At 60.9% G+C, this 18,384-nt stretch carries 21 protein-coding genes; 15 read left to right on the top strand and 6 right to left on the bottom strand.

Going from position 1 to position 18,384, the window contains the following annotated elements; translation table 11 throughout:
- Positions 1 to 22: 22 nt before the first annotated feature.
- Positions 23 to 1,468, bottom strand: coding sequence for a MocR-like pyridoxine biosynthesis transcription factor PdxR (pdxR, locus tag HJ536_RS02115; protein WP_177156496.1), 1,446 nt, complete (start codon positions 1,466 to 1,468; stop codon positions 23 to 25).
- 56 nt (positions 1,469 to 1,524) lie between these two features.
- On the opposite strand from pdxR, the gene HJ536_RS02110 reads away from it, so the two are divergent.
- The 3 genes from HJ536_RS02110 (at position 1,525) to HJ536_RS02100 (ending at position 3,395) form a co-directional block, all read left to right on the top strand.
- Positions 1,525 to 2,181: a pyridoxamine 5'-phosphate oxidase family protein gene (locus tag HJ536_RS02110; RefSeq protein WP_177156495.1), complete on the top strand. Its 657-nt coding sequence runs from the start codon at positions 1,525 to 1,527 to the stop codon at positions 2,179 to 2,181.
- A 79-nt stretch (positions 2,182 to 2,260) separates the two neighbouring features.
- A complete protein-coding gene (mscL, locus tag HJ536_RS02105) occupies positions 2,261 to 2,692 on the top strand; it encodes a large conductance mechanosensitive channel protein MscL (RefSeq protein ID WP_176852666.1) in 432 nt (143 codons plus the stop codon).
- A 244-nt stretch (positions 2,693 to 2,936) separates the two neighbouring features.
- On the top strand, positions 2,937 to 3,395 hold the full coding sequence (locus HJ536_RS02100) for an Lrp/AsnC family transcriptional regulator (protein ID WP_176852667.1): 459 nt from the start codon (positions 2,937 to 2,939) through the stop codon (positions 3,393 to 3,395).
- Here the strand turns inward: HJ536_RS02100 and HJ536_RS02095 are convergent.
- Together HJ536_RS02095 and HJ536_RS02090 are read right to left on the bottom strand one after the other, a co-directional pair.
- On the bottom strand, positions 3,392 to 3,715 hold the full coding sequence (locus tag HJ536_RS02095; RefSeq protein ID WP_177156494.1) for a YnfA family protein: 324 nt from the start codon (positions 3,713 to 3,715) through the stop codon (positions 3,392 to 3,394). The genes HJ536_RS02100 and HJ536_RS02095 overlap by 4 nt on opposite strands.
- 4 nt (positions 3,716 to 3,719) lie before the next feature.
- Positions 3,720 to 4,538, bottom strand: a complete 819-nt coding sequence (locus tag HJ536_RS02090) for an LOG family protein (RefSeq protein WP_177156493.1) — start codon at positions 4,536 to 4,538, stop codon at positions 3,720 to 3,722.
- Between the two features lie 161 nt (positions 4,539 to 4,699).
- Between HJ536_RS02090 and dapD the strand changes: the two genes are divergently transcribed.
- The 6 genes from dapD to rnr all read left to right on the top strand — a co-directional run bounded on the left by dapD (position 4,700) and on the right by rnr (position 10,325).
- On the top strand, positions 4,700 to 5,527 hold the full coding sequence (dapD, locus tag HJ536_RS02085) for a 2,3,4,5-tetrahydropyridine-2,6-dicarboxylate N-succinyltransferase (protein ID WP_177156492.1): 828 nt from the start codon (positions 4,700 to 4,702) through the stop codon (positions 5,525 to 5,527).
- 137 nt (positions 5,528 to 5,664) lie between these two features.
- Positions 5,665 to 5,919: a GlsB/YeaQ/YmgE family stress response membrane protein gene (locus HJ536_RS02080; protein WP_176852671.1), complete on the top strand. Its 255-nt coding sequence runs from the start codon at positions 5,665 to 5,667 to the stop codon at positions 5,917 to 5,919.
- A gap of 121 nt (positions 5,920 to 6,040) precedes the next feature.
- Positions 6,041 to 6,394 (top strand): hypothetical protein, encoded by a 354-nt coding sequence (locus HJ536_RS02075; RefSeq protein WP_176852672.1) that lies wholly within the window; start codon positions 6,041 to 6,043, stop codon positions 6,392 to 6,394.
- 56 nt (positions 6,395 to 6,450) lie between these two features.
- Positions 6,451 to 7,593: a succinyl-diaminopimelate desuccinylase gene (gene dapE, locus HJ536_RS02070; RefSeq protein WP_177156491.1), complete on the top strand. Its 1,143-nt coding sequence runs from the start codon at positions 6,451 to 6,453 to the stop codon at positions 7,591 to 7,593.
- Positions 7,590 to 8,015, top strand: coding sequence for a GNAT family N-acetyltransferase (locus HJ536_RS02065; RefSeq protein ID WP_177156490.1), 426 nt, complete (start codon positions 7,590 to 7,592; stop codon positions 8,013 to 8,015). The genes dapE and HJ536_RS02065 overlap by 4 nt, the downstream gene beginning before the upstream one ends.
- A 54-nt stretch (positions 8,016 to 8,069) precedes the next feature.
- Positions 8,070 to 10,325: a ribonuclease R gene (gene rnr / locus HJ536_RS02060; RefSeq protein WP_177156489.1), complete on the top strand. Its 2,256-nt coding sequence runs from the start codon at positions 8,070 to 8,072 to the stop codon at positions 10,323 to 10,325.
- Here rnr and HJ536_RS02055 read toward each other — a convergent pair.
- Entirely contained in the window at positions 10,306 to 11,010 is a 705-nt protein-coding gene (locus HJ536_RS02055; protein ID WP_177156488.1) for a glutathione S-transferase family protein, read from the bottom strand. The genes rnr and HJ536_RS02055 overlap by 20 nt on opposite strands.
- Before the next feature lie 211 nt (positions 11,011 to 11,221).
- Here HJ536_RS02055 and HJ536_RS02050 point away from each other — a divergent pair, with 211 nt between their 5' ends.
- Positions 11,222 to 12,526: a lytic murein transglycosylase gene (locus HJ536_RS02050; RefSeq protein WP_177156487.1), complete on the top strand. Its 1,305-nt coding sequence runs from the start codon at positions 11,222 to 11,224 to the stop codon at positions 12,524 to 12,526.
- 154 nt (positions 12,527 to 12,680) lie between these two features.
- Here HJ536_RS02050 and HJ536_RS02045 read toward each other — a convergent pair whose 3' ends face one another.
- Entirely contained in the window at positions 12,681 to 13,724 is a 1,044-nt protein-coding gene (locus HJ536_RS02045) for a succinylglutamate desuccinylase/aspartoacylase family protein (protein WP_176852678.1), read from the bottom strand.
- A gap of 117 nt (positions 13,725 to 13,841) precedes the next feature.
- Here HJ536_RS02045 and HJ536_RS02040 point away from each other — a divergent pair, with 117 nt between their 5' ends.
- From HJ536_RS02040 to HJ536_RS02025, 4 genes are all read left to right on the top strand, one after another.
- A complete protein-coding gene (locus tag HJ536_RS02040; protein ID WP_176852679.1) occupies positions 13,842 to 14,864 on the top strand; it encodes an aspartate-semialdehyde dehydrogenase in 1,023 nt (340 codons plus the stop codon).
- A 167-nt stretch (positions 14,865 to 15,031) separates the two neighbouring features.
- Positions 15,032 to 15,484 (top strand): hypothetical protein, encoded by a 453-nt coding sequence (locus HJ536_RS02035; protein ID WP_177156486.1) that lies wholly within the window; start codon positions 15,032 to 15,034, stop codon positions 15,482 to 15,484.
- Positions 15,485 to 15,661: 177 nt separating this feature from the next.
- Positions 15,662 to 16,132 carry a hypothetical protein gene (locus HJ536_RS02030; RefSeq protein WP_176852681.1) on the top strand — a complete coding sequence of 157 codons (471 nt, stop codon included), beginning with the start codon at positions 15,662 to 15,664 and terminating at the stop codon, positions 16,130 to 16,132.
- A 248-nt stretch (positions 16,133 to 16,380) separates the two neighbouring features.
- Complete coding sequence (locus HJ536_RS02025) at positions 16,381 to 16,560, top strand: hypothetical protein (protein WP_176852682.1); 180 nt, start codon at positions 16,381 to 16,383, stop codon at positions 16,558 to 16,560.
- On the opposite strand, the gene HJ536_RS02020 is transcribed toward HJ536_RS02025, so the two are convergent.
- Positions 16,561 to 17,211 (bottom strand): carbonic anhydrase, encoded by a 651-nt coding sequence (locus HJ536_RS02020; RefSeq protein ID WP_177156485.1) that lies wholly within the window; start codon positions 17,209 to 17,211, stop codon positions 16,561 to 16,563. It lies immediately after the preceding gene.
- A 533-nt stretch (positions 17,212 to 17,744) separates the two neighbouring features.
- Between HJ536_RS02020 and HJ536_RS02015 the strand changes: the two genes are divergently transcribed.
- Positions 17,745 to 18,374 (top strand): response regulator transcription factor, encoded by a 630-nt coding sequence (locus HJ536_RS02015; protein WP_176852684.1) that lies wholly within the window; start codon positions 17,745 to 17,747, stop codon positions 18,372 to 18,374.
- Positions 18,375 to 18,384: the final 10 nt, after the last annotated feature.

Below are 18,384 nucleotides of genomic sequence, written 5' to 3'. Positions count from 1 at the left end.
CCTGCGGGGCGCCGTTTTCGTTTCAGCGCCCCAGTTCCTGAAGTAGGGCGATCAGGGTCTTGGCCCCTGCCTCCAGAATATCCGGTGCAAAGGCGGTGTAGCCCAGAACCAACCCCTGCGCGGGCTCGGCTTGGGTGCTATAGACCGACAGGGCGCGCAGGGTCAGGCCGACCTTGGCCCCCGCAGCGGCGACTGTGGTGTCATGAACACCCGCCATGCGCGGCCCCAACCGGCAGCACAGGTGCATGCCTGCATCCTCGGGCGGGGCGATGATCCAGTCTTCGTATCCCGCCAAAGCCGCCCGCAGAACCTCTTGGCGTTTGGCATAGTTCCGGCGCATCCGGCGCAGATGGGTCGAGAAACCGCCGCTTTCCATGAAGCCCGCCAAAGCAGGCTGCGGCACGACCGAGGCCCGCGCGCCCGTCTCGGCCATCGCGCGGAATAGGGCGGGCAAGGTGTGCTCTGGCGCCACCAGATACCCCAGCCGCAGCGCAGGGCTGAGCAGTTTCGAGAAGCTGCCCAGATAGAACACACGCCCCGCCCGATCCAGACTGGCCAGCGCAGGCAAGGGCTGCCCCCGATAGCGGAATTCGCCGTCGTAATCATCCTCGATGATCCACGCGCCCGCTTGGGTGGCCCACTCCAGCGCCGCCGCCCGACGGGCCAGGGGTAGGGTCGCCCCCGTGGGGTATTGCCGCGACGGGGTCAGGACGGCCAGCTTTGCGCCCTCGGTCGGGGCGGTGGTGATGTCCATGCCTTCGGCGTCAACGGGGCAGGCGCGCACCTTCATCCCTGCGCGCACTAGGGCGGCCCGCATGGGGGCAAAGCACGGGTCCTCGATCAGCACACTGTCGCCTGCGGCCAGAAAGGCGCGGGTGATCAGCTCGAACCCTTCGGTCGCGCCAGAGGTGATGACCACCTGCTCGGGGCGGGCGTTGATGCCGCGCCATGCGGACAGGTGGGCGGCGATTTGCGCGCGCAAGGGCATCCAGCCCATGGGGTCCGGCACGCCGGTCAGCGCCGGATGGGGATAGCGCCAAGACCGCTCCAGATGCCGCGCCCATTCCACATGGGGAAAGCTCTCCAGACAGGGCAGACCCGGCTGAAAAGGCCGCAACGGCGGGGGCGGCGGGGCAGGGGGCGTGCGCAACTGCTCGGGCGGCAGAGGCGGCATGTCGGGCAGGTCATGGACCACATAGGTGCCCGCACCGCGCCGCGTCTCCAGGTACCCCTCGGCGATCAGCTGGTCGATGGCGGTCAGCACGGTGATGCGGGAAATGGACAGCTCGGCGGCCAGCATCCGGCTGGCGGGCAGGCGCGCACCGGGGGTGGCCTTGCCGCGCTGGATCATGTCGCGCAGGGCTTCGGCCAGTTGGACGTGCAGGGGCGTGTCCGTGTGTCTGTCCAGCGACAGGGCAAACAGGGCGGCCTGAAAATTGGATATGGCGTTGGGTGAAGTATTGGTCATTTCGATAGGTCCAATACTGTTCTATGCCGAACAGGACAAGACAGGAAACACCCATCATGACCCTCGATATTACCGAACGCACCCGCCTGCGCCGCTCGCACGAGCGGGGCAGCTTTGATCCGCAGACCATTTACGACATTCTGGACGCATCCCCCCAGTGCACCGTCGGCTATGCGATTGACGGCAAACCCTATGTCACGCCGACCTTCCACTGGCGCGAGGGGAACCATGTTTATTGGCACGGCAGCTCGGCCAGCCGCATGATCCGCCAGTCCACCGGTGCCGAAGTGTGCCTGAACGTCCAGATTCTGGATGGCTTTGTAATGGCGCGTTCGGCGTTCCACCATTCGGCCAACTACCGGTCGGTGACCATTTTCGGCCGTGCCTTCAAGGTCGCGGACGAGGATAAGGCCGCTCGGTTGGATGCCTTTGTCGAGAACCTGTGGCCCGGCCGTACATCGATCCTGCGCCCGATGCAGCCTCAGGAAATCAAGGCGACTACGATTCTGGGCCTCGAGATAACCGAAGCCAGCGCCAAGGCACGCTCTGGCCCGCCGTCCGACGACGAAGAGGATTACGCCCTGCCAATCTGGGCCGGTGTGATCCCCGTGACCCAGACCTTGGGCGCGCTAGAGCATGATCCGCGCAACCTGCCGGACGTCACAGCGCCTGATCACATCACCAGATTCTCGCTGGATCGTTCAAAAAGGTGATTTTCAAGGAAACCTCTGCCACACTGTTTCCGTTGTGTCAGCAAACGGGATTCTCCCGCCTCTGAAAGGAAAGAGTGAAATGTTGAAGGATTTCCGCGATTTTATCGCCCGCGGTAACGTCATGGACATGGCCGTCGGTATCATCGTCGGCGCCGCATTTACGGCGATTGTCCAGTCCATGGTGGCCGATATCATGAACCCGATCATCGCCCTGTTCACGGGCGGGATCGACTTTTCCGGCTGGTTCTATGCGCTGGACGGCAACGAATACCCCTCGATCGAACTGGCGACCGAAGCGGGCGCGCCCGTGTTCGCGATTGGCCGCTTTGTCATGGCGATCATCAACTTTGTTATCATCGCGTTTGTCGTGTTCATGATGGTCAAGCTGGTGAACCGCGTCAAAGAAGCCGCCATCCGCGAGGAAAAAGCCGCCCCTGCCGACGCAAAGCCCGCGGCAACCCCGCGCGATATCGAATTGCTGACGGAAATCCGCGATTTGCTGCAGAAGTGAAAAAATGGGGGCCGGTCGAGCCGGCCCCAGTCTGTCGAAAGCTGGTGAGAGCCTTCTTGGGGTTCGTGAACATCACACGCGCCGCAAAAGCACGTCATGGCCGTGCAACAAAGGCCCGATTTCGCGGCGTTACGGGATACTACTATTCGGCTAGGGGGCAGCGGTTCGATTCCGCTGTATCTTTCCGGCCAATTCCGGCAGTTTCTTCGCCAAATCGCGATAATGGCGCAAAAATCTGAACGACATGACCCTCGACCCGACTGATCGACGCATCCTTCATACTCTCCAGCGGCGCGGCCGCATTTCGAACGCGGAACTGGCTGACGCGATCAACCTGTCTGCCTCGGCGTGTCACCGCCGTGTCCAGCGGCTGGAAGAAGAGGGATACATCAAGGATTACGTGGCCCTGCTGGACGCCCGCAAGATGGGCGTGCCGACCACGGTCTTTGTGGAAATCACCCTGCAAACGCAGGCAGACGAGGTTCTGGAAGCCTTTGAAACAGCGGTGGGGCGCGTGCCCGACGTGCTGGAATGCCATCTGATGGCGGGCAAGGCGGATTACATCCTGAAGGTCGTCGCCGAAAACACCGAGGATTTCGCACGCATCCACCGCCAGTACCTGACCCGCCTGCCGGGCGTGGCACAGATGCAGAGCTCTTTTGCCCTGCGGACGGTGTTCAAAACCACCGCGCTGCCGGTCTAACCGCGCGGCCCCAGCAGGATCACCGCCGCGCCGATCAGGCACAGGGCGGTGCCTGCCAGATCCCATGTGTCGGGGCGCTTGCCCTCGACCAGCCAAAGCCATAGCAGGGAGGTGGCAATATAGATGCCGCCGTAGATCGCATAGGATCGCCCTGCCTGATCGGCGGGGCTAAGCGTTAGCAGCCAGGCAAAACAGGCCAGCAACGCCATGCCCGGGATCAGCCACAGGGGCGATTGCCCCAGCCTCTGCCAGCTCCAGAACGCAAAGCAGCCCCCGATTTCCGCGAGGGCTGCCAATGCGAACACCGCAAAGGTGGTCATGGGGTCAGGCGCCCTTTTCGGACGCTTTGATCAGGTCGATCGCCTCTTGGGCGGTCTCGACATAGTGGAACAGGTCCAGATCCTCGGGGGCGATGGTCCCCGCGTTTTTCAGGGCCTCCCAGTTCACGATCTGCTCCCAGAATTCGCGGCCGAACAAGAGGATCGGCACGGGCTTCATCCGTTTGGTCTGGATCAGGGTTAGGGTCTCGAACAGTTCGTCCAAGGTGCCGAACCCGCCGGGGAAGATGGTGATGGCGCGGGCGCGCATCAGGAAGTGCATCTTGCGGATGGCAAAATAGTGGAAGTTGAAGCTGAGTTCCGGCGTCACATAGGGGTTCGGCGCCTGTTCGTGCGGGAGCACGATGTTGAACCCGATGGACCGGCCACCCGCGTCCAGCGCGCCAAGGTTGCCTGCCTCCATCACACCGGGGCCGCCGCCGGTGGCGACGACGTTTTCGCTGCCGCCGGATTTCAGGGACTCTTCGGTCATCAGGCGGGCGAATTCGCGGGCCTCGTCGTAGTAATGCGACAGCTCGGCCATCGCGGGGCTGCGGGCCATATCGCGACGCTCGGGGCTGGGAATGCGCGCGCCGCCGAACATCACGATGGTCGATTTCACGTTCTGCTCGTTCAGGATCATCTCGGGCTTCAGCAGCTCGAGTTGCAGACGCACGGGGCGCAGCTCGTCTTTCTTCAGAAAGTCGAGATCGTGGAAGGCCAGTTGATAGGACGGAGACAGGGTTTGCGGGGTGCGCGGGACGCCCTCGGCCAGGCGAATATCGCGAGAGGCGTCGGGAAGCGGGTTTTGTCTGTCGTCTTTCATAGGGGCTCCGTCAGGGTCGTTACCTAATATAGCTAATTGTTTCCAAATGCGTTTGCCAGTCAGGCGTGTCAGGGATGTGTATTTACCGTTCACAGTGATGGAATATCGGGCTACAAGCCTGCGAGTTTTGAAATCGAATAACACCAGCAAGGAGCCTGCCCATGTCCAACGCGCAGCTGGAAGCCGCCATCGAGGCGGCGTGGGAAAACCGCGACCAGATCACCCCTGCCACCACCGGCGAGACCCGTGAAGCGATCGAAGATACGCTGAACGCTCTGGACAGCGGCAGCCTGCGCGTCGCCGAGAAGATGGAAAACGGCGACTGGCACGTGAACCAGTGGGCGAAAAAGGCCGTTCTGCTGGGCTTCCGCATCCAGGACATGGAAATCCAGACCGGTGGTCCGCAGGACAGCGGCTGGTGGGACAAAGTTGACAGCAAGTTCAAAGGCTGGGGCGAAAACCAGTGGCGCGCTGCTGGCTTCCGCGCTGTTCCCAACTGCGTTGTTCGCAAATCCGCATATATCGCGCCCGGCGTGGTTCTGATGCCGTCGTTCGTGAACCTCGGCGCTTATGTGGGCGAAGGCACCATGGTTGACACTTGGGCAACTGTTGGCTCGTGCGCTCAGATCGGCAAGCACGTGCACCTGTCCGGCGGCGTCGGCATCGGCGGCGTTCTGGAGCCCATGCAGGCGGGCCCGACCATCATCGAGGACAACTGCTTTATCGGCGCGCGTTCCGAGGTTGTCGAAGGCTGTATCATCCGCGAAGGCTCGGTTCTGGGCATGGGCGTTTACATCGGCAAATCGACCAAGATCGTTGACCGCGAAACCGGCGAAGTCATGTACGGCGAAGTTCCCCCGTACTCGGTCGTCGTGTCGGGCTCGATGCCTTCGAAGAACGGCATCAACCTGTACTGCGCGGTTATCGTGAAGCGCGTTGACGAAAAGACCCGCAGCAAGACCGGCATCAACGAGCTGCTGCGCGACTGATTTCATCTGCCCGTCTTCTCGGGAATGTGATGGCGAACGCGGTCCTTCGGGGCCGCGTTTTGTGTTTCACGGGGAACAATCCGGCCCGATAGGGATTGGTAAACCAGACGCTGTTTCAAAGATTTAGGAGTTTGGTTATGACTGGTATGGGTTGGCTTGCCGCCATTATTGTTGGTGCTCTGGCGGGATGGATCGCCGAGCAATTTATGAACGCACGCATGGGTCTCTTGCTGAATATCGTGTTGGGTATTCTGGGTGCGATCGTGATGAATGCGCTGCTGGTATTTGTGTTCGGTGCAACGCTGGGTGGCTGGATCGGCCAGCTGGTGGTCGGTATTCTGGGGGCATGTATCCTGATCGCTCTGGCCCGCGCGATGCGTCGCACCGCGTAACACCGGCCGACTGATTTCAAAGGGGCGGGGACCGACGGGTCCTCGCCCTTTTGCGTTTGGCTTGACATGCCGCGTGCTTGGCCCCATCGACAGGCGCAACTTCTGCTAGCCCGAGGCCACCATGACCGAGAACACCCCCACGGACGAAAAGCCCAAAAAGGAAAAGCGTCCCCAGCAGGTCTATACGCTGGTGATCGAGGTTGGCCGCAAGAAGGGTGACGGTCTGCCCAAAGGTGCCACTGGCGCGGGCATCATGTGCTATGCCAGCGGCGTGGACGAGGCAGAGGCCGTACGCGAAACCGTCCTGATCCTGAAGCAAGCCGATATGGCCCCGCTGGACGTGACCGGCTATGGCACTCTGGAAGAGCGCGAGCAGCTCGGCCACGAGATTGACGAACACGAGCGCGAGCTGATGAAGCGCGCGTTGGAAGAGAACTCGGTCATCATCGCGCAGCTCGAGCCCTATTTCGACTGACCCCTGTTATCCGGTTACATTTCCGGTAAAAGTGGCTGCTGATAAAGGAGCCACCCATGACCACTTGCCCCGTAGAGCTGACCGCCAATCTGATCCGCTGCCCATCTGTCACCCCTGACGAAGGCGGTGCGCTGGTGCTGCTGGCCGATCTGTTGGGGCAGGCGGGGTTCGAATGCACGCGGGTGGATCGGAACGGCACGCCGAACCTGTTCGCCCGTTGGGGTGCCAAGGGCGCGGAGAAGTCGTTCGGGTTCAACGGGCACACGGATGTGGTGCCCGTGGGCGATGTGGCCGACTGGACCTATGATCCCTTTGGCGCGCAGATCGACGGGCCCAACATGTATGGCCGTGGAGCCTGCGATATGAAGTCGGGCGTGGCTGCCTTTGCCGCTGCCGCTGTGGATTTCGTCCAGAACCAGAAACCCGACGGCGCGATTATCCTGACCATCACCGGCGACGAAGAAGGCCCCGCGCGCGACGGCACCGTGGCCCTGCTGGACTGGATGGATGCGAACGGCGAGCGCATGAGCGATTGTCTGGTGGGCGAACCCACCTGTCCCAACGAAATGGGTGAGATGATCAAGATCGGTCGCCGCGGGTCCTTGACCGCCAAGTTCACCATCATTGGCCAGCAGGGGCACGTGGCCTATCCGCACCGCGCCCGCACGCCGATGGCCCCGATGGTGCGCCTGATGGATCGCTTGGCCAGCCATACGCTGGACGAAGGGACCGACCATTTTGATCCCTCCACCTTGCAGATCACGACCATCGACACCGGCAACGCGGCCACGAACGTGATCCCCAATCAGGTCAAATCCACGATTAACATCCGCTTCAATGACGCCCACACCGGTGACAGCCTGATCGCGTGGCTGCGGGCCGAGGCGGACAAGGTCGCCGCTGAATTCAACGTCGACGTCCAGATGACGACCAATATCTCGGGCGACAGCTTTGTCACCGAACCGGGCGCGTTCAGCCGGATGATCGTCAGCGCGGTGCAGGCCGTAACGGGCAAGACGCCGGAAATGTCGACCTCGGGCGGGACGTCGGATGCGCGATTTGTGAAAAACCACTGTCCGGTGGTCGAATGCGGCCTAGTTGGCACTTCTATGCACCAAGTGGACGAATACGTGGTGGTCGAGCAGATCCACCAGCTAAAAGAGATTTATACGCGCATCCTGACGGACTATTTCGCATGAGCACCAAGATTAGGCTGACCGACGATCTGGACGCCTGCATGGCGATCCGTTTTACCGTGTTCGTGGATGAACAAGGCGTCCCCGCCGAGATCGAGCATGACGATTACGACGCCGTCGCGCGGCATCTTCTGGCAACCCAGAACGGCAAACCCGTCGGCACCGCCCGCATCGTTCTGCAGGGGCGCTCGGCCAAGATCGGGCGCGTTGCGGTCCTGAAGGAGGCGCGCGGTACCGGCCTTGGGGCTGCGCTGGTGCGAGCCTGTGAAAAGGAAATGTCAAAGCTGGGTGGGGTGGATGAAACCATCCTGACCGCTCAGGTCAGTGCCTTGGGGTTCTATGAAAAGCTGGGGTATGTCGCCGAGGGCGATGAATTCGATGACGCCGGAATTCCCCATCTGCTGATGCGCCGTCCCCTGCGCTAGGGGGCTACGCTTTCTTGAATGACGGCGTCATTCGCCTGTGATAGGGGCCAAGTTATGAAGCATATGCCCACAAAAGCCGACATCCTGAACTGGATCGAGGCGAACCCGACCCAAGCCAACAAGCGTGACATTGCCAAAGCCTTTGGCATCAAGGGGGCCGCGCGCGTGGACCTCAAGCTACTGCTGCGCCAGCTCGAGGACGAGGGGCATCTGGAAAAGCGCAAGAAATCCTATCGCGATCCGGACACCTTGCCGCCGGTGAGCGTGCTGATGATGCACGCCCCCGACATTGATGGCGACCAGTTCGCCAAGCCGCTGGAGTGGCACGGCGAAGGGCACGAGCCCCGCGTTCTGTACATCAAGCGCCAGACCGACCCCGCCTTGGGCGAGGGGGACCGCATCCTGGCCAAACTGCAGGCTGTCCGCGATCAGGACTACCACTACGAGGCCCGCCTGATCCGCAAGATCGGTGCGAACCCGCGCCGGATGCTGGGCATCTTCCGCGCTGGCTCCGAAGGGGGCCGTATCGTGCCCGTGGACAAGGGCTCGGACAAGGAATGGATCGTGCCCAACGGCATGACAGGCGGCGCCAAGGACGGTGAGCTGGTCGAGGCCGAAACCGCAGGGCCACAGCACCGCATGGGACTGGCCAAGGCCCGCATCGTCGAACGTCTGGGTGACCCCAGTGCGCCCCGCGCCGTGTCCTTGATCGCGATCCACCACCACGGTATTCCCGACGCCTTCCCCGACAAAGTGATCGAGGAAGCCGACAGCATGAAGCCCGCCAACATGGCCGGCCGCGAGGACCTGCGCGATCTACCTTTGGTCACGATCGACCCTGCCGATGCGCGTGACCACGATGACGCCGTCTGGGCCTATCGCGACGAAGACCCGAACAACCCCGATGGTTTCGTTCTGTGGGTCGCCATTGCGGACGTGTCCCATTACGTGCGCCCCGGCTCGCACCTGGACCGCGAGGCGCGCAAGCGTGGCAACTCCAGCTACTTCCCCGACCGCGTGGTGCCGATGCTGCCGGACCGTCTGTCAGGCGACCTGTGTTCGCTGCACGAAGGGGTGCCGCGCCCCATCATCGCCTGCCAGATCCGCATTGATGCGAACGGCAAGAAGATCGGCCACAAATTCGTGCGCGGGATGATGAAATCCGCGGCCTCTCTGACCTATGAGCAGGCGCAAGCGGGCCGTGACGGCAACCCTGATGAGCAGACCGCGCCCTTGATGGAGGACGTGATCCACCCGCTGTTCGACGCCTACGAGGCGCTGGTCAGCGCGCGCAAGGATCGCCAGCCCTTGGAACTGGACCTGCCCGAACGCAAAGTCGAGCTGGGAGAGGACGGCAAGGTCGCTTCGATCACCATGAAAGAGCGTTTGGACGCCCACAAGCTGATCGAAGAGATGATGGTTCTGGCCAACGTCTGCGCCGCCGAAACCCTCGAGAAGAAGCGCACGCCGCTGCTGTATCGCGTCCACGAAGAGCCCCCCGCCGACAAGCTGGAAGCCCTGCGCGAGGTTGCCTCCGAGGCGGGTTATACGCTGGCCAAGGGGCAGGTGCTGCAAACCCGTCACCTGAACAAGCTGCTGAACGATGCCGCTGGTTCCGATGACGCCGAGCTGATCAACCTGTCCACTCTGCGAGCCATGACTCAGGCCTATTACTGTGCGGACAACTTCGGCCACTTTGGTCTGGCGTTGATGCGGTATGCGCACTTTACCTCGCCCATCCGCCGCTATTCGGACCTGATCGTGCACCGTGGTCTGATCTCGGCCCACAAGTGGGGCGATGACGGCCTGTCCCCCGAGGATATCGAGCGTCTGGAAACCACCGCGCAGCACATCTCGGAGACCGAGCGCCGCTCGATGATGGCCGAGCGTGACACCACCGACCGCTATCTGGCCGCCTATCTGTCAGAGCGTGTGGGCGCGGAAATGACCGGCCGCATCAGCGGGATCGCGCGGTTCGGCGCCTTTGTGAAGCTGGACGAAACCGGCGCCGATGGCCTGCTGCCGATCCGGACGTTGGGGCGCGAGTTTTTCCACCACGATGCCGAGAGCCAGACCTTGATGGGGTCGGAAACCGGCATGCTGATCGGTCTGGGCCAGCGCGTCACCGTCCGCATCGCCGAGGCTGTGGCCGTAACCGGTGGCCTGACGCTGGAACTGCTAGAGATCGAGGGCAAGCCCTTGCCCCGCGGTCGTCAGCGCCCCGCTTCGGGCCCCGTCAAACGCCGTCTGGTCAAGGAAAAGCGCAAGCGCGAACGCGTGGAGCGCAAGGTCAAACGTAAGAAGACCTGAAAGCGTCAGTGCACCGGTCGAGATAAAGCGTGATTCGCTTGTCCGACCGGATGCGATGGCGCAGGGGCGTTTCCACCGGCAGGTTGCGGATCGCCCCCAATACGGCACTGCACCCCGCATCGGCGGCCGTGACGGCATCCCCCAGCACAAACGGGCGGTCCCCCAGAAACTCGGACAGCGCGGCCAGATCGCGATCGACGAGAGCCAAGCGCTCTGCCTCGGTGCACAGGGCGATGCCGTGGCGCTCCAGCCCGCGCCGGACGCTTTTGCGGATCACATTGCTGACGTGCTTGCGCATCACGGCGGGCATCTTGGCAAAGAACACCTCTCGGCAGATGTCCCACGCGTGGTCCGGCACCCAGCGGTCATAGATCAGGGCGCGGCAGGGGATATCCTCGATCATGCGCAGGATGGCTTGGCCTTGGGCGCGTTCCAACGGCCCGACGCCCGCATAGAAATCCGTCCCCGCCCGTTCCAGTGCTGCCTGAATCAGGTGGCTGTCGGCAATGGTCTGACCGTCCCACTGGATCACCGGCAGCTTGCCATGGGGCATCCGCGAGGGGTTCGCCACGTCTTTGCGCTGCCATTCCTGGCCGGACATGTTCAGCAGGTGGATCACCTTTGTGCAGAACGGGCTCAGCGATGGTTCGTGCAGCCCGGCCGGAAACGTCAGCAGCGTAATCATTGTACCATTCTGGTTGAGAGCGTCGACCCGACCCTATCACAGCAGATGGTAAACGGGCCGTGTCATATTCCCTAATTCGGCGAATTTCCGCGCTATTTCCTTGCAATGCGCAAAACACTGCCATTTCCTTTGAAATCAAGGGTGATCTGGTTGTCGGTACAGTTTTGCGAGTTAGCCTTTGAGACATCAAAGATAAGAGCAGGTTTCCATTATGCCCTTTCGCGCAATTCTATCGACAGTTGTTGTGGCCCTCTCTGCCGAGGCCGCTGCCGCCGATATAGCCGTGCGCGGGCCAAGACAAACTGCGCCGGATGTGGCAGTTCTGCAAAACGGCCGCTATGCTGCGCCGGCTGTCGCCCAAACGTCCGAGGTGCCCCAAGTGACCGAGATCGCCGCAAATTCTGGCTATGACGCGTGGCTGGCCGCGTTCCACGGGCGTGCGGTGTCGCAGGGCATCTCCGAAGCGACCCTGCAGCGCGCCTTTGCGGGGGCCACCTATCTGCCCGATGTGGTTAAAAAAGACCGAAACCAGTCCGAATTCACCAAGACCCTTTGGGACTATCTGGACAGCGCCGCCTCGGATGCGCGGGTGAAGAACGGCAAGGATGCCCTGCGCAAATATGCCAAGACCCTTGATGCGATCGAGGCCAAATATGGCGTCGAAAAAGAGGTCGTTGCCGCGATCTGGGGACTGGAAAGCGCCTATGGCACGTTCCGCGGGGACATCGATATTATCAGCGCCCTGTCGACGCTGGCCTTCGATGGGCGCCGAGGGCAGTTCTTCGAAGGGCAACTGGTCGCTGCGCTCAAGATCCTGCAAGCGGGGGATGTCGCGCCGCGAAACATGACTGGCTCTTGGGCGGGGGCGATGGGGCACACTCAATTTATCCCGACCAGCTATCTGGATTACGCGGTCGATTTCACCGGCGATGGCCGTCGCGACATCTGGGGGGAAGACCCTTCGGATGCTCTGGCCTCGACCGCCGCGTATCTGGCGCGTTTCGGCTGGGTCAAAGGGATGCCGTGGGGCGTCGAAGTCAAACTGCCCGAAGGGTTCGATTACACCCAATCCAACCGCCGGATCGAGAAGATGCCGTCGGACTGGGCCCGAATGGGGATCACGGACATGAACGGCCATGCGGTGCGGGACTTCGGTACCGCGTCCATCCTGCTGCCCGCGGGGGCGCAGGGGGCCGCATTCATGATCTTCAAGAACTTCAGCGTGATCGAGCGGTACAACACCGCCGACGCCTATGTCATTGGCGTCGGCCACCTGAGCGACCGCCTGATGGGTGGCCCCAAAATCCAGTCGGACTGGCCTCGCGGCGACCGCGCACTGACCTTTGTCGAGCGGCAAGAGATGCAGGAACGTCTGACCGATGCAGGGTTCAGTACCAAAGGTATCGACGGCCGGATTGGCCCCAACACAATTGACGCGGTCCGAGATTACCAGCGGTCAAAGGGGCTCATTCCTGACGGATACCCCTCTTTGAGGTTGCTGGAGCGGCTTCGATAGTCGCGCCTTTTTCTGGAGCGGTCAGTTGGTTTGAGTGACGGTGCCGTTGAGTATTTGGGGTAAAAAGAAGCACAAGTTCCGCCTTCTTTTTGCAAAAAATACTCACCACGCGACCTGAGAGGATTTGCCTGCCCAGAGGGGCAGGGCGACCACTTTAGATGATTTCGTCTTCGTCGAACATCGGTGCGGCCATGAGTTCCGCGTTCAGCTGCTCCACCGTTTCTCCGGCGGCCTCGGGGCGTTTGATTTGGGCGATGTGGTAGATCGCGTCACCTTCGTTCACTACAGGCATAACCGCGCGGCCCACGATGATGCCGCTGTCCTCGGCCAGTATTTCTGCCTCTTTCTCGCCAAAGGGGTCCGAGATCAGGCCAAGGATATCGCCTTCGTTCACCACTTCGCCGCGGCGTTTGAAGGTACGCATCAGGCCGCCCATGGGCGCGCGGGTCCAGCTGGAACTGCGAGAGATCATCGGGGGGGCTTTGGTGACGGGGACGCCCTTTTTCGGGATCATGTTCAGATCGCGCATCACGCGCAAGATGCCCGCCACTCCGGTGCGGACAGCCATTTCGTCGAACCGTAGGCCTTCGCCTGCTTCATAGAGCAGCATGTCCACGCCGCGATCTTTGGCGACCCCGCGCAGGGAGCCGTCGCGCAGTTTCGAGGTCATGATCACCGGCGCGCCAAAGCTTTTGGCGAGAGTCATCAATCGCTCGCTGTCCGGCGAGATCCGGATTTGCGGCAGGTTGGTGCGGTGTACGGCCGCCGAGTGCAGGTCGATCCCCAGTTCTGCGCGCATGACCACTTCGTTCAGGAAGATATGCGCAAGGCGGCTGGCCAGCGACCCCGTGGGGTGGCCCGGAAAGCTGCGGTTCAGGTCGCGGCGGTCGGGCAGATAGCGCGAGTGGCTTTGGAACCCGAACGAGTTCACGATCGGCACAACCAGTAAGGTGCCGTTAAGGCGATTCAGCGACTGCACACGCAGCAAACGGCGCACGACTTCCACGCCGATCACCTCGTCACCGTGCACGCCCGCGCTGACGAACATGGTGGGGCCATCCTTGGCGCCGTGAATCACATGAACGGATAAATTGACCGGTGTGTGGTCGGATTGAACCGTCACAGGTAGGTCTACTGTGGCCCGAAGGCCTGCCGGAATACTGCGTCCGGCGATTTCGAAGGGCTTGCGGCGGGTCATATCTGCAACTTTCTAGCCTGTTACATGTTTTTCACACAGAATCGAAAGGGGGAAGCCCTTTTCCACAAGCCGGTATTGGGGTACATCCCGCGCCGTACTGTAACGGAGGACCCAAGAATGGGCTATAAGGTCGTCGTCGCGGGTGCCACGGGCAACGTGGGCCGCGAAATGCTGAATATTCTGGCCGAGCGCCAGTTCCCTGTCGATGAGATTGCAGCGCTGGCAAGCCGCCGCAGCCTCGGCACTGAAGTAAGCTTTGGCGACAAGACACTCACTACCCAGGATATCGAACAGTTCGATTTCGCGGGTTGGGATATCGCTCTGTTCGCCATCGGTTCGGATGCCACCAAAAAGTACGCGCCCATCGCGGCTGCGGCTGGTTGCGTCGTGATCGACAACTCCTCGCTCTATCGCTATGACCCGGAGATCCCGCTGGTCGTTCCGGAAGTGAACCCCGAGGCTGTCGACAACTACACCAAGAAAAACATCATCGCGAACCCCAACTGCTCGACTGCGCAGATGGTTGTCGCGCTGAAGCCCCTGCACGACCGCGCCAAGATCAAGCGCGTCGTTGTCAGCACCTACCAGTCGGTTTCCGGCGCGGGCAAAGAGGGCATGGACGAGCTGTGGGATCAGACCAAGGGCATGTACGTCCCCGGTCAGGAGAAAGAAGCCTCCAAGTTCCAGAAGCAGATCGCCTTCAACGTCATTCCCCAGATCGACGTCTTCATGGAAGATGGCACGACCAAGGAAGAGTGGAAGATGGTTGTCGAGACTAAGAAGATCGTCGATCCGTCGATCAAGGTCACCGCAACCTGCGTGCGCGTTCCTGTATTCGTAGGCCACTCCGAAGCGATCAACATCGAGTTCGAAGAGTTCCTGGACGAAGAAGAAGCCCGTGACATCCTGCGCGAAGCGCCCGGTATCATGGTGATCGACAAGCGCGAGCCCGGTGGCTACGTCACCCCGATCGAATGCGTTGGCGACTATGCGACTTTCATCAGCCGCATCCGTCAGGACAGCACCATCGAGAACGGCATCAACCTGTGGTGCGTCTCGGACAACCTGCGCAAGGGCGCGGCACTGAACGCTGTTCAGATCGCCGAAACCCTGGGCAAGCGTTGCCTGAAAAAGGGCTAAGTCCCGCGGGACCTGTCCCGATCTGACTACCAAGGCGCGTCTATCCGGGCGCGCCTTTTTCTATGCCACACCGGGGATATGTTAGTCATCCTAAGGTTGTTTCAGAATGGCATTTTCCCTCATACTGTCAGGGCATTAATCGTTTTCAGATAGATAGAGAAATTCAGATGCTCAGACTGTGTGTGACAGTGTGTGGCGTGGTTGGCCTTGGGGCGACTGCGCTGTTTGCAGGCGAGAAAGAGTTTATCGCCTCGACAGGAAATGCTTACCAGTATCGCAATCCCTATGAACTCAAGGCCAAAGTCTATGCGCCGAACACCTCTGTCCAGGGCGGCCGCTATGTCCGCATGGTTGACGGCATGTGTGCGGGCGACCGCGAGCGTATTCTGGACTGGGCTGCGGGCACCTCTGGCTATGCGGCCGTGGCGTTCCCCGGTCTGCCCGAGGATATCGAGACCGATTGCAGCATCGTGAACCCGAACCTCAAGGGTGGTTGGGCGCAACAGTTGTCGTCCGAGGAGGCCGCAATTGCCACCGCAATGGCCCGCTGCGAGGCCAGCAAGCTGGACGGTTACGAAGATTGTCTGCTGGTTTCCATCGTTGGTGACGGCCAGATGTAAGCGCGTTTTGCAGGGGATAACGCTATCTCCTGCAAGACTTTTTGCCCGAAATCTGCGTCGATTTGGTGCGCTCACGGGCGATCACAGGTCTGTGAAGGTGTTTCTTTCGGAAAGTTTCTGGGAACGCAATGCGGGGAGCCGCGTTGGGTGACCAGACATGATCGAGAGGAATTAGTTATGACTTTCAAGAACTTCGTACTTGCATCGACCGTTGCCCTGATCCCCGTTGCTGGTTTTGCGGCGACCGAAGAACAGCTGATTGAATCGACCGGCAACCCTGTTCAGTACCACGGCCCCGACCGTCCGATGGTTGACGTTGTAACCGACGGTTCGATGTTCCCCGAGGCACGCCACCTGACCGTTGTTGAAGGCGTTTGTGAAAACGACAAGGCTGACATCATCGACTGGGCCGCCGACACCGAAGGCTATGCTTCGCTGGCCGTGCCGACCCTGCCCGCGAACGTCGATGACAGCTGCAGCATGCAGAACCCCGCTGTGGTGACCGGCATGGCGAACGACTTCAAGAGCTTTGAAGACTCGGACAAGATCGCGCTGGATATCTGTAACGCCTCGCTGCTCGAGGGTTATGGCGAGTGTGTGATCATCGCTCAGGTGACCGATCAGTCGAATATCATTTCGCAGAACTGATCCGGACAAGTGTCTTAATCAGTGATCGTTTTTCGAATGGCGCGGCACGGTCCGCGCCATTCTGATTCGTGGGTTGGCCAGTGCGATGTGTAAGCCGCAGTCCCGATCCCACCTCCGCAGGTCGAGGCTGTACCGTCAAAAGGTGCGACCGCTATCCGGATCATCCGTGAAACATCCGATGGGCTGTCGGGTGGCACGGGCGGCCCGCAGGTATGATGTCCTTTGACTCATCCAGACGGAGACCTGCCATGTTCACGATCGGACACCTGCTTGCCGCACGCAAAATCGCTGCCGCAACGGCCGAGTCTCATGTGGCCGAGGCAACCGATCGCCCTGTCCGGAAAAAAGTCAGCCGCTCCGAGATGGAGCGGCTGTTCAGAACCGATTTGCAGGCCCATTCGGAACTGGCGCCGCGCGCCAGCGCCTGATCAGACCTTCAGGAACTTGTCCGTCTCGGGATCGTAATACTCTAGCGAGCCTTCGCCGATGTCGGTCCACAGGCCGTGAACGGTCAACGAGCCGTCCTTGACCGCGGTTTCGATGAACGGGAAGGTCATCAGATTTTCCAGCGACACACAGACGGCTTTCTTTTCCAGAGCGCGCAGGCGCTCTTTTTCGTCTGTGATGCTTTCGACCGCCGCGTAACCGGGGCGCAGGATGTCCATCCAGCGACCGACAAAGCTGGTTTTCTCTTCCAGCTCGGGGGCATGGCCGCAGCACATGTTCATGCAGCCCTGCACACCACCACAGTTCGAGTGACCCAGAACGATCAGGTGCGCGACCTTTAGCGCGGTCACCGCGTATTCCACAGTCGCCGAGGTGCCGTGCTGCAGGCCATCGGGCTCGTAGGGGGGGACCAGGTTGGCGATGTTGCGGTGAATAAAGAACTCGCCGGTATCCGCGCCAAAGATCGAGGTCACGTGAACGCGGGAATCACAGCAGGAAATGACCATGGCGCGGGGGCGCTGACCCTCGTCTGCCAGTCTACGATACCATGCCTGATTCTCAGTGTAGGTCGTCGCGCGCCATCCCTGATAGCGGTGAACCAAGTAGGACGGCAGCGGTTTCGCAAACTTCATTCGTCATCCTCCGAAGCAATTTGGACAAAATTACTGCTCTATATCCTAAATTGCGAGGGGAATTAAACGATTGTTCTTCAGTGAAAATACGCTTTTACGTGGCGTTTTGACGCTGCACGGGACCGGTAAGTGTAAGTCTGGGTTATACTATCGTTCCGGTGTCAACACTTAGGTATAATCAGCCGTTTAAATGGTATGCGGGCAATTTACGCAGCCATTCTTTCATTTAATCTCGCGTTCGTTGGGTATCGTGCTCACCTGAACGATCACCTTTCAACAGCCAAACCGGCACACACCAATGCCAAGCCCGCCGAACAGAGGGGCAAAGCCAAGCCGGTGGGGGGCAGACTTTCGTAAGAAATCTGCACCGTCAGGCCAGTTGAAACGGGTCGTTGTGCACAACTCCCTTTGCCTTGCACCCGCTGGTGTGGGGCAGCCTGTACAGCAGGCCAGCCTATCGAGCGGCAGCCCCTCGCACCGCCCGAGCGAATGCAGCGCCCTGCCAAGGGGCAAATGAAGTGGAGTACAGGCCTATGATCGCAGAATCTGCCGGGTCGAAACGCATCCTGATGATCGACGATCATCAACTTATTCTTGACGTTCTCATGCGCTACTTCAACGCGGCGCTCGAGGCTCAGGTCGACACGGCGCCCGATCTGGAGACCGCGCTCGATCTGATCGAAGACCACGATTACGACCTGATCCTTCTGGACTACAACCTGCCGGGCGTTTCGGGCCTGAGCGGCCTGTCCCAAGTTCTGGATCGGTCGGACAACACCCCCACCGCGCTGATCTCGTCGGATCTGCCCCGCGAGGCGATCTATGACGCGATGGCGATGGGTGCCAAAGGCTACATCCCCAAAACCAGCCGCGCCGAAGCGTTCGCCAACGCGATCCGCTTCCTGCTGATGGGGGAAACCTTCCTGCCCGCAGAATTCTTTACCCGCAAGGCAGAGCCCAAGAAGCCCCGCATCGAGAACCTGTCCTCTCGCGAGAGTGACGTTCTGCTGCTGGTCGCCGAAGGCCGCTCGAACAAGGACGTGGCCAACGAGCTGGGTCTGAGCGAAACCACCGTGAAGATGCACCTGCGCTCGATCTACTCGAAGATCGGCGTGGACAACCGCACCCAAGCGGCGCTCTGGGCCAACCAGCGCAAGTTGTGATCCGGTCGGC

This window comes from Donghicola mangrovi (assembly GCF_013377535.1).
Lineage (GTDB): Bacteria > Pseudomonadota > Alphaproteobacteria > Rhodobacterales > Rhodobacteraceae > Donghicola > Donghicola mangrovi.
The sequence above is the reverse complement of the archived record's forward strand: the minus strand, read 5'-3'. Positions and strand labels throughout refer to the sequence as shown.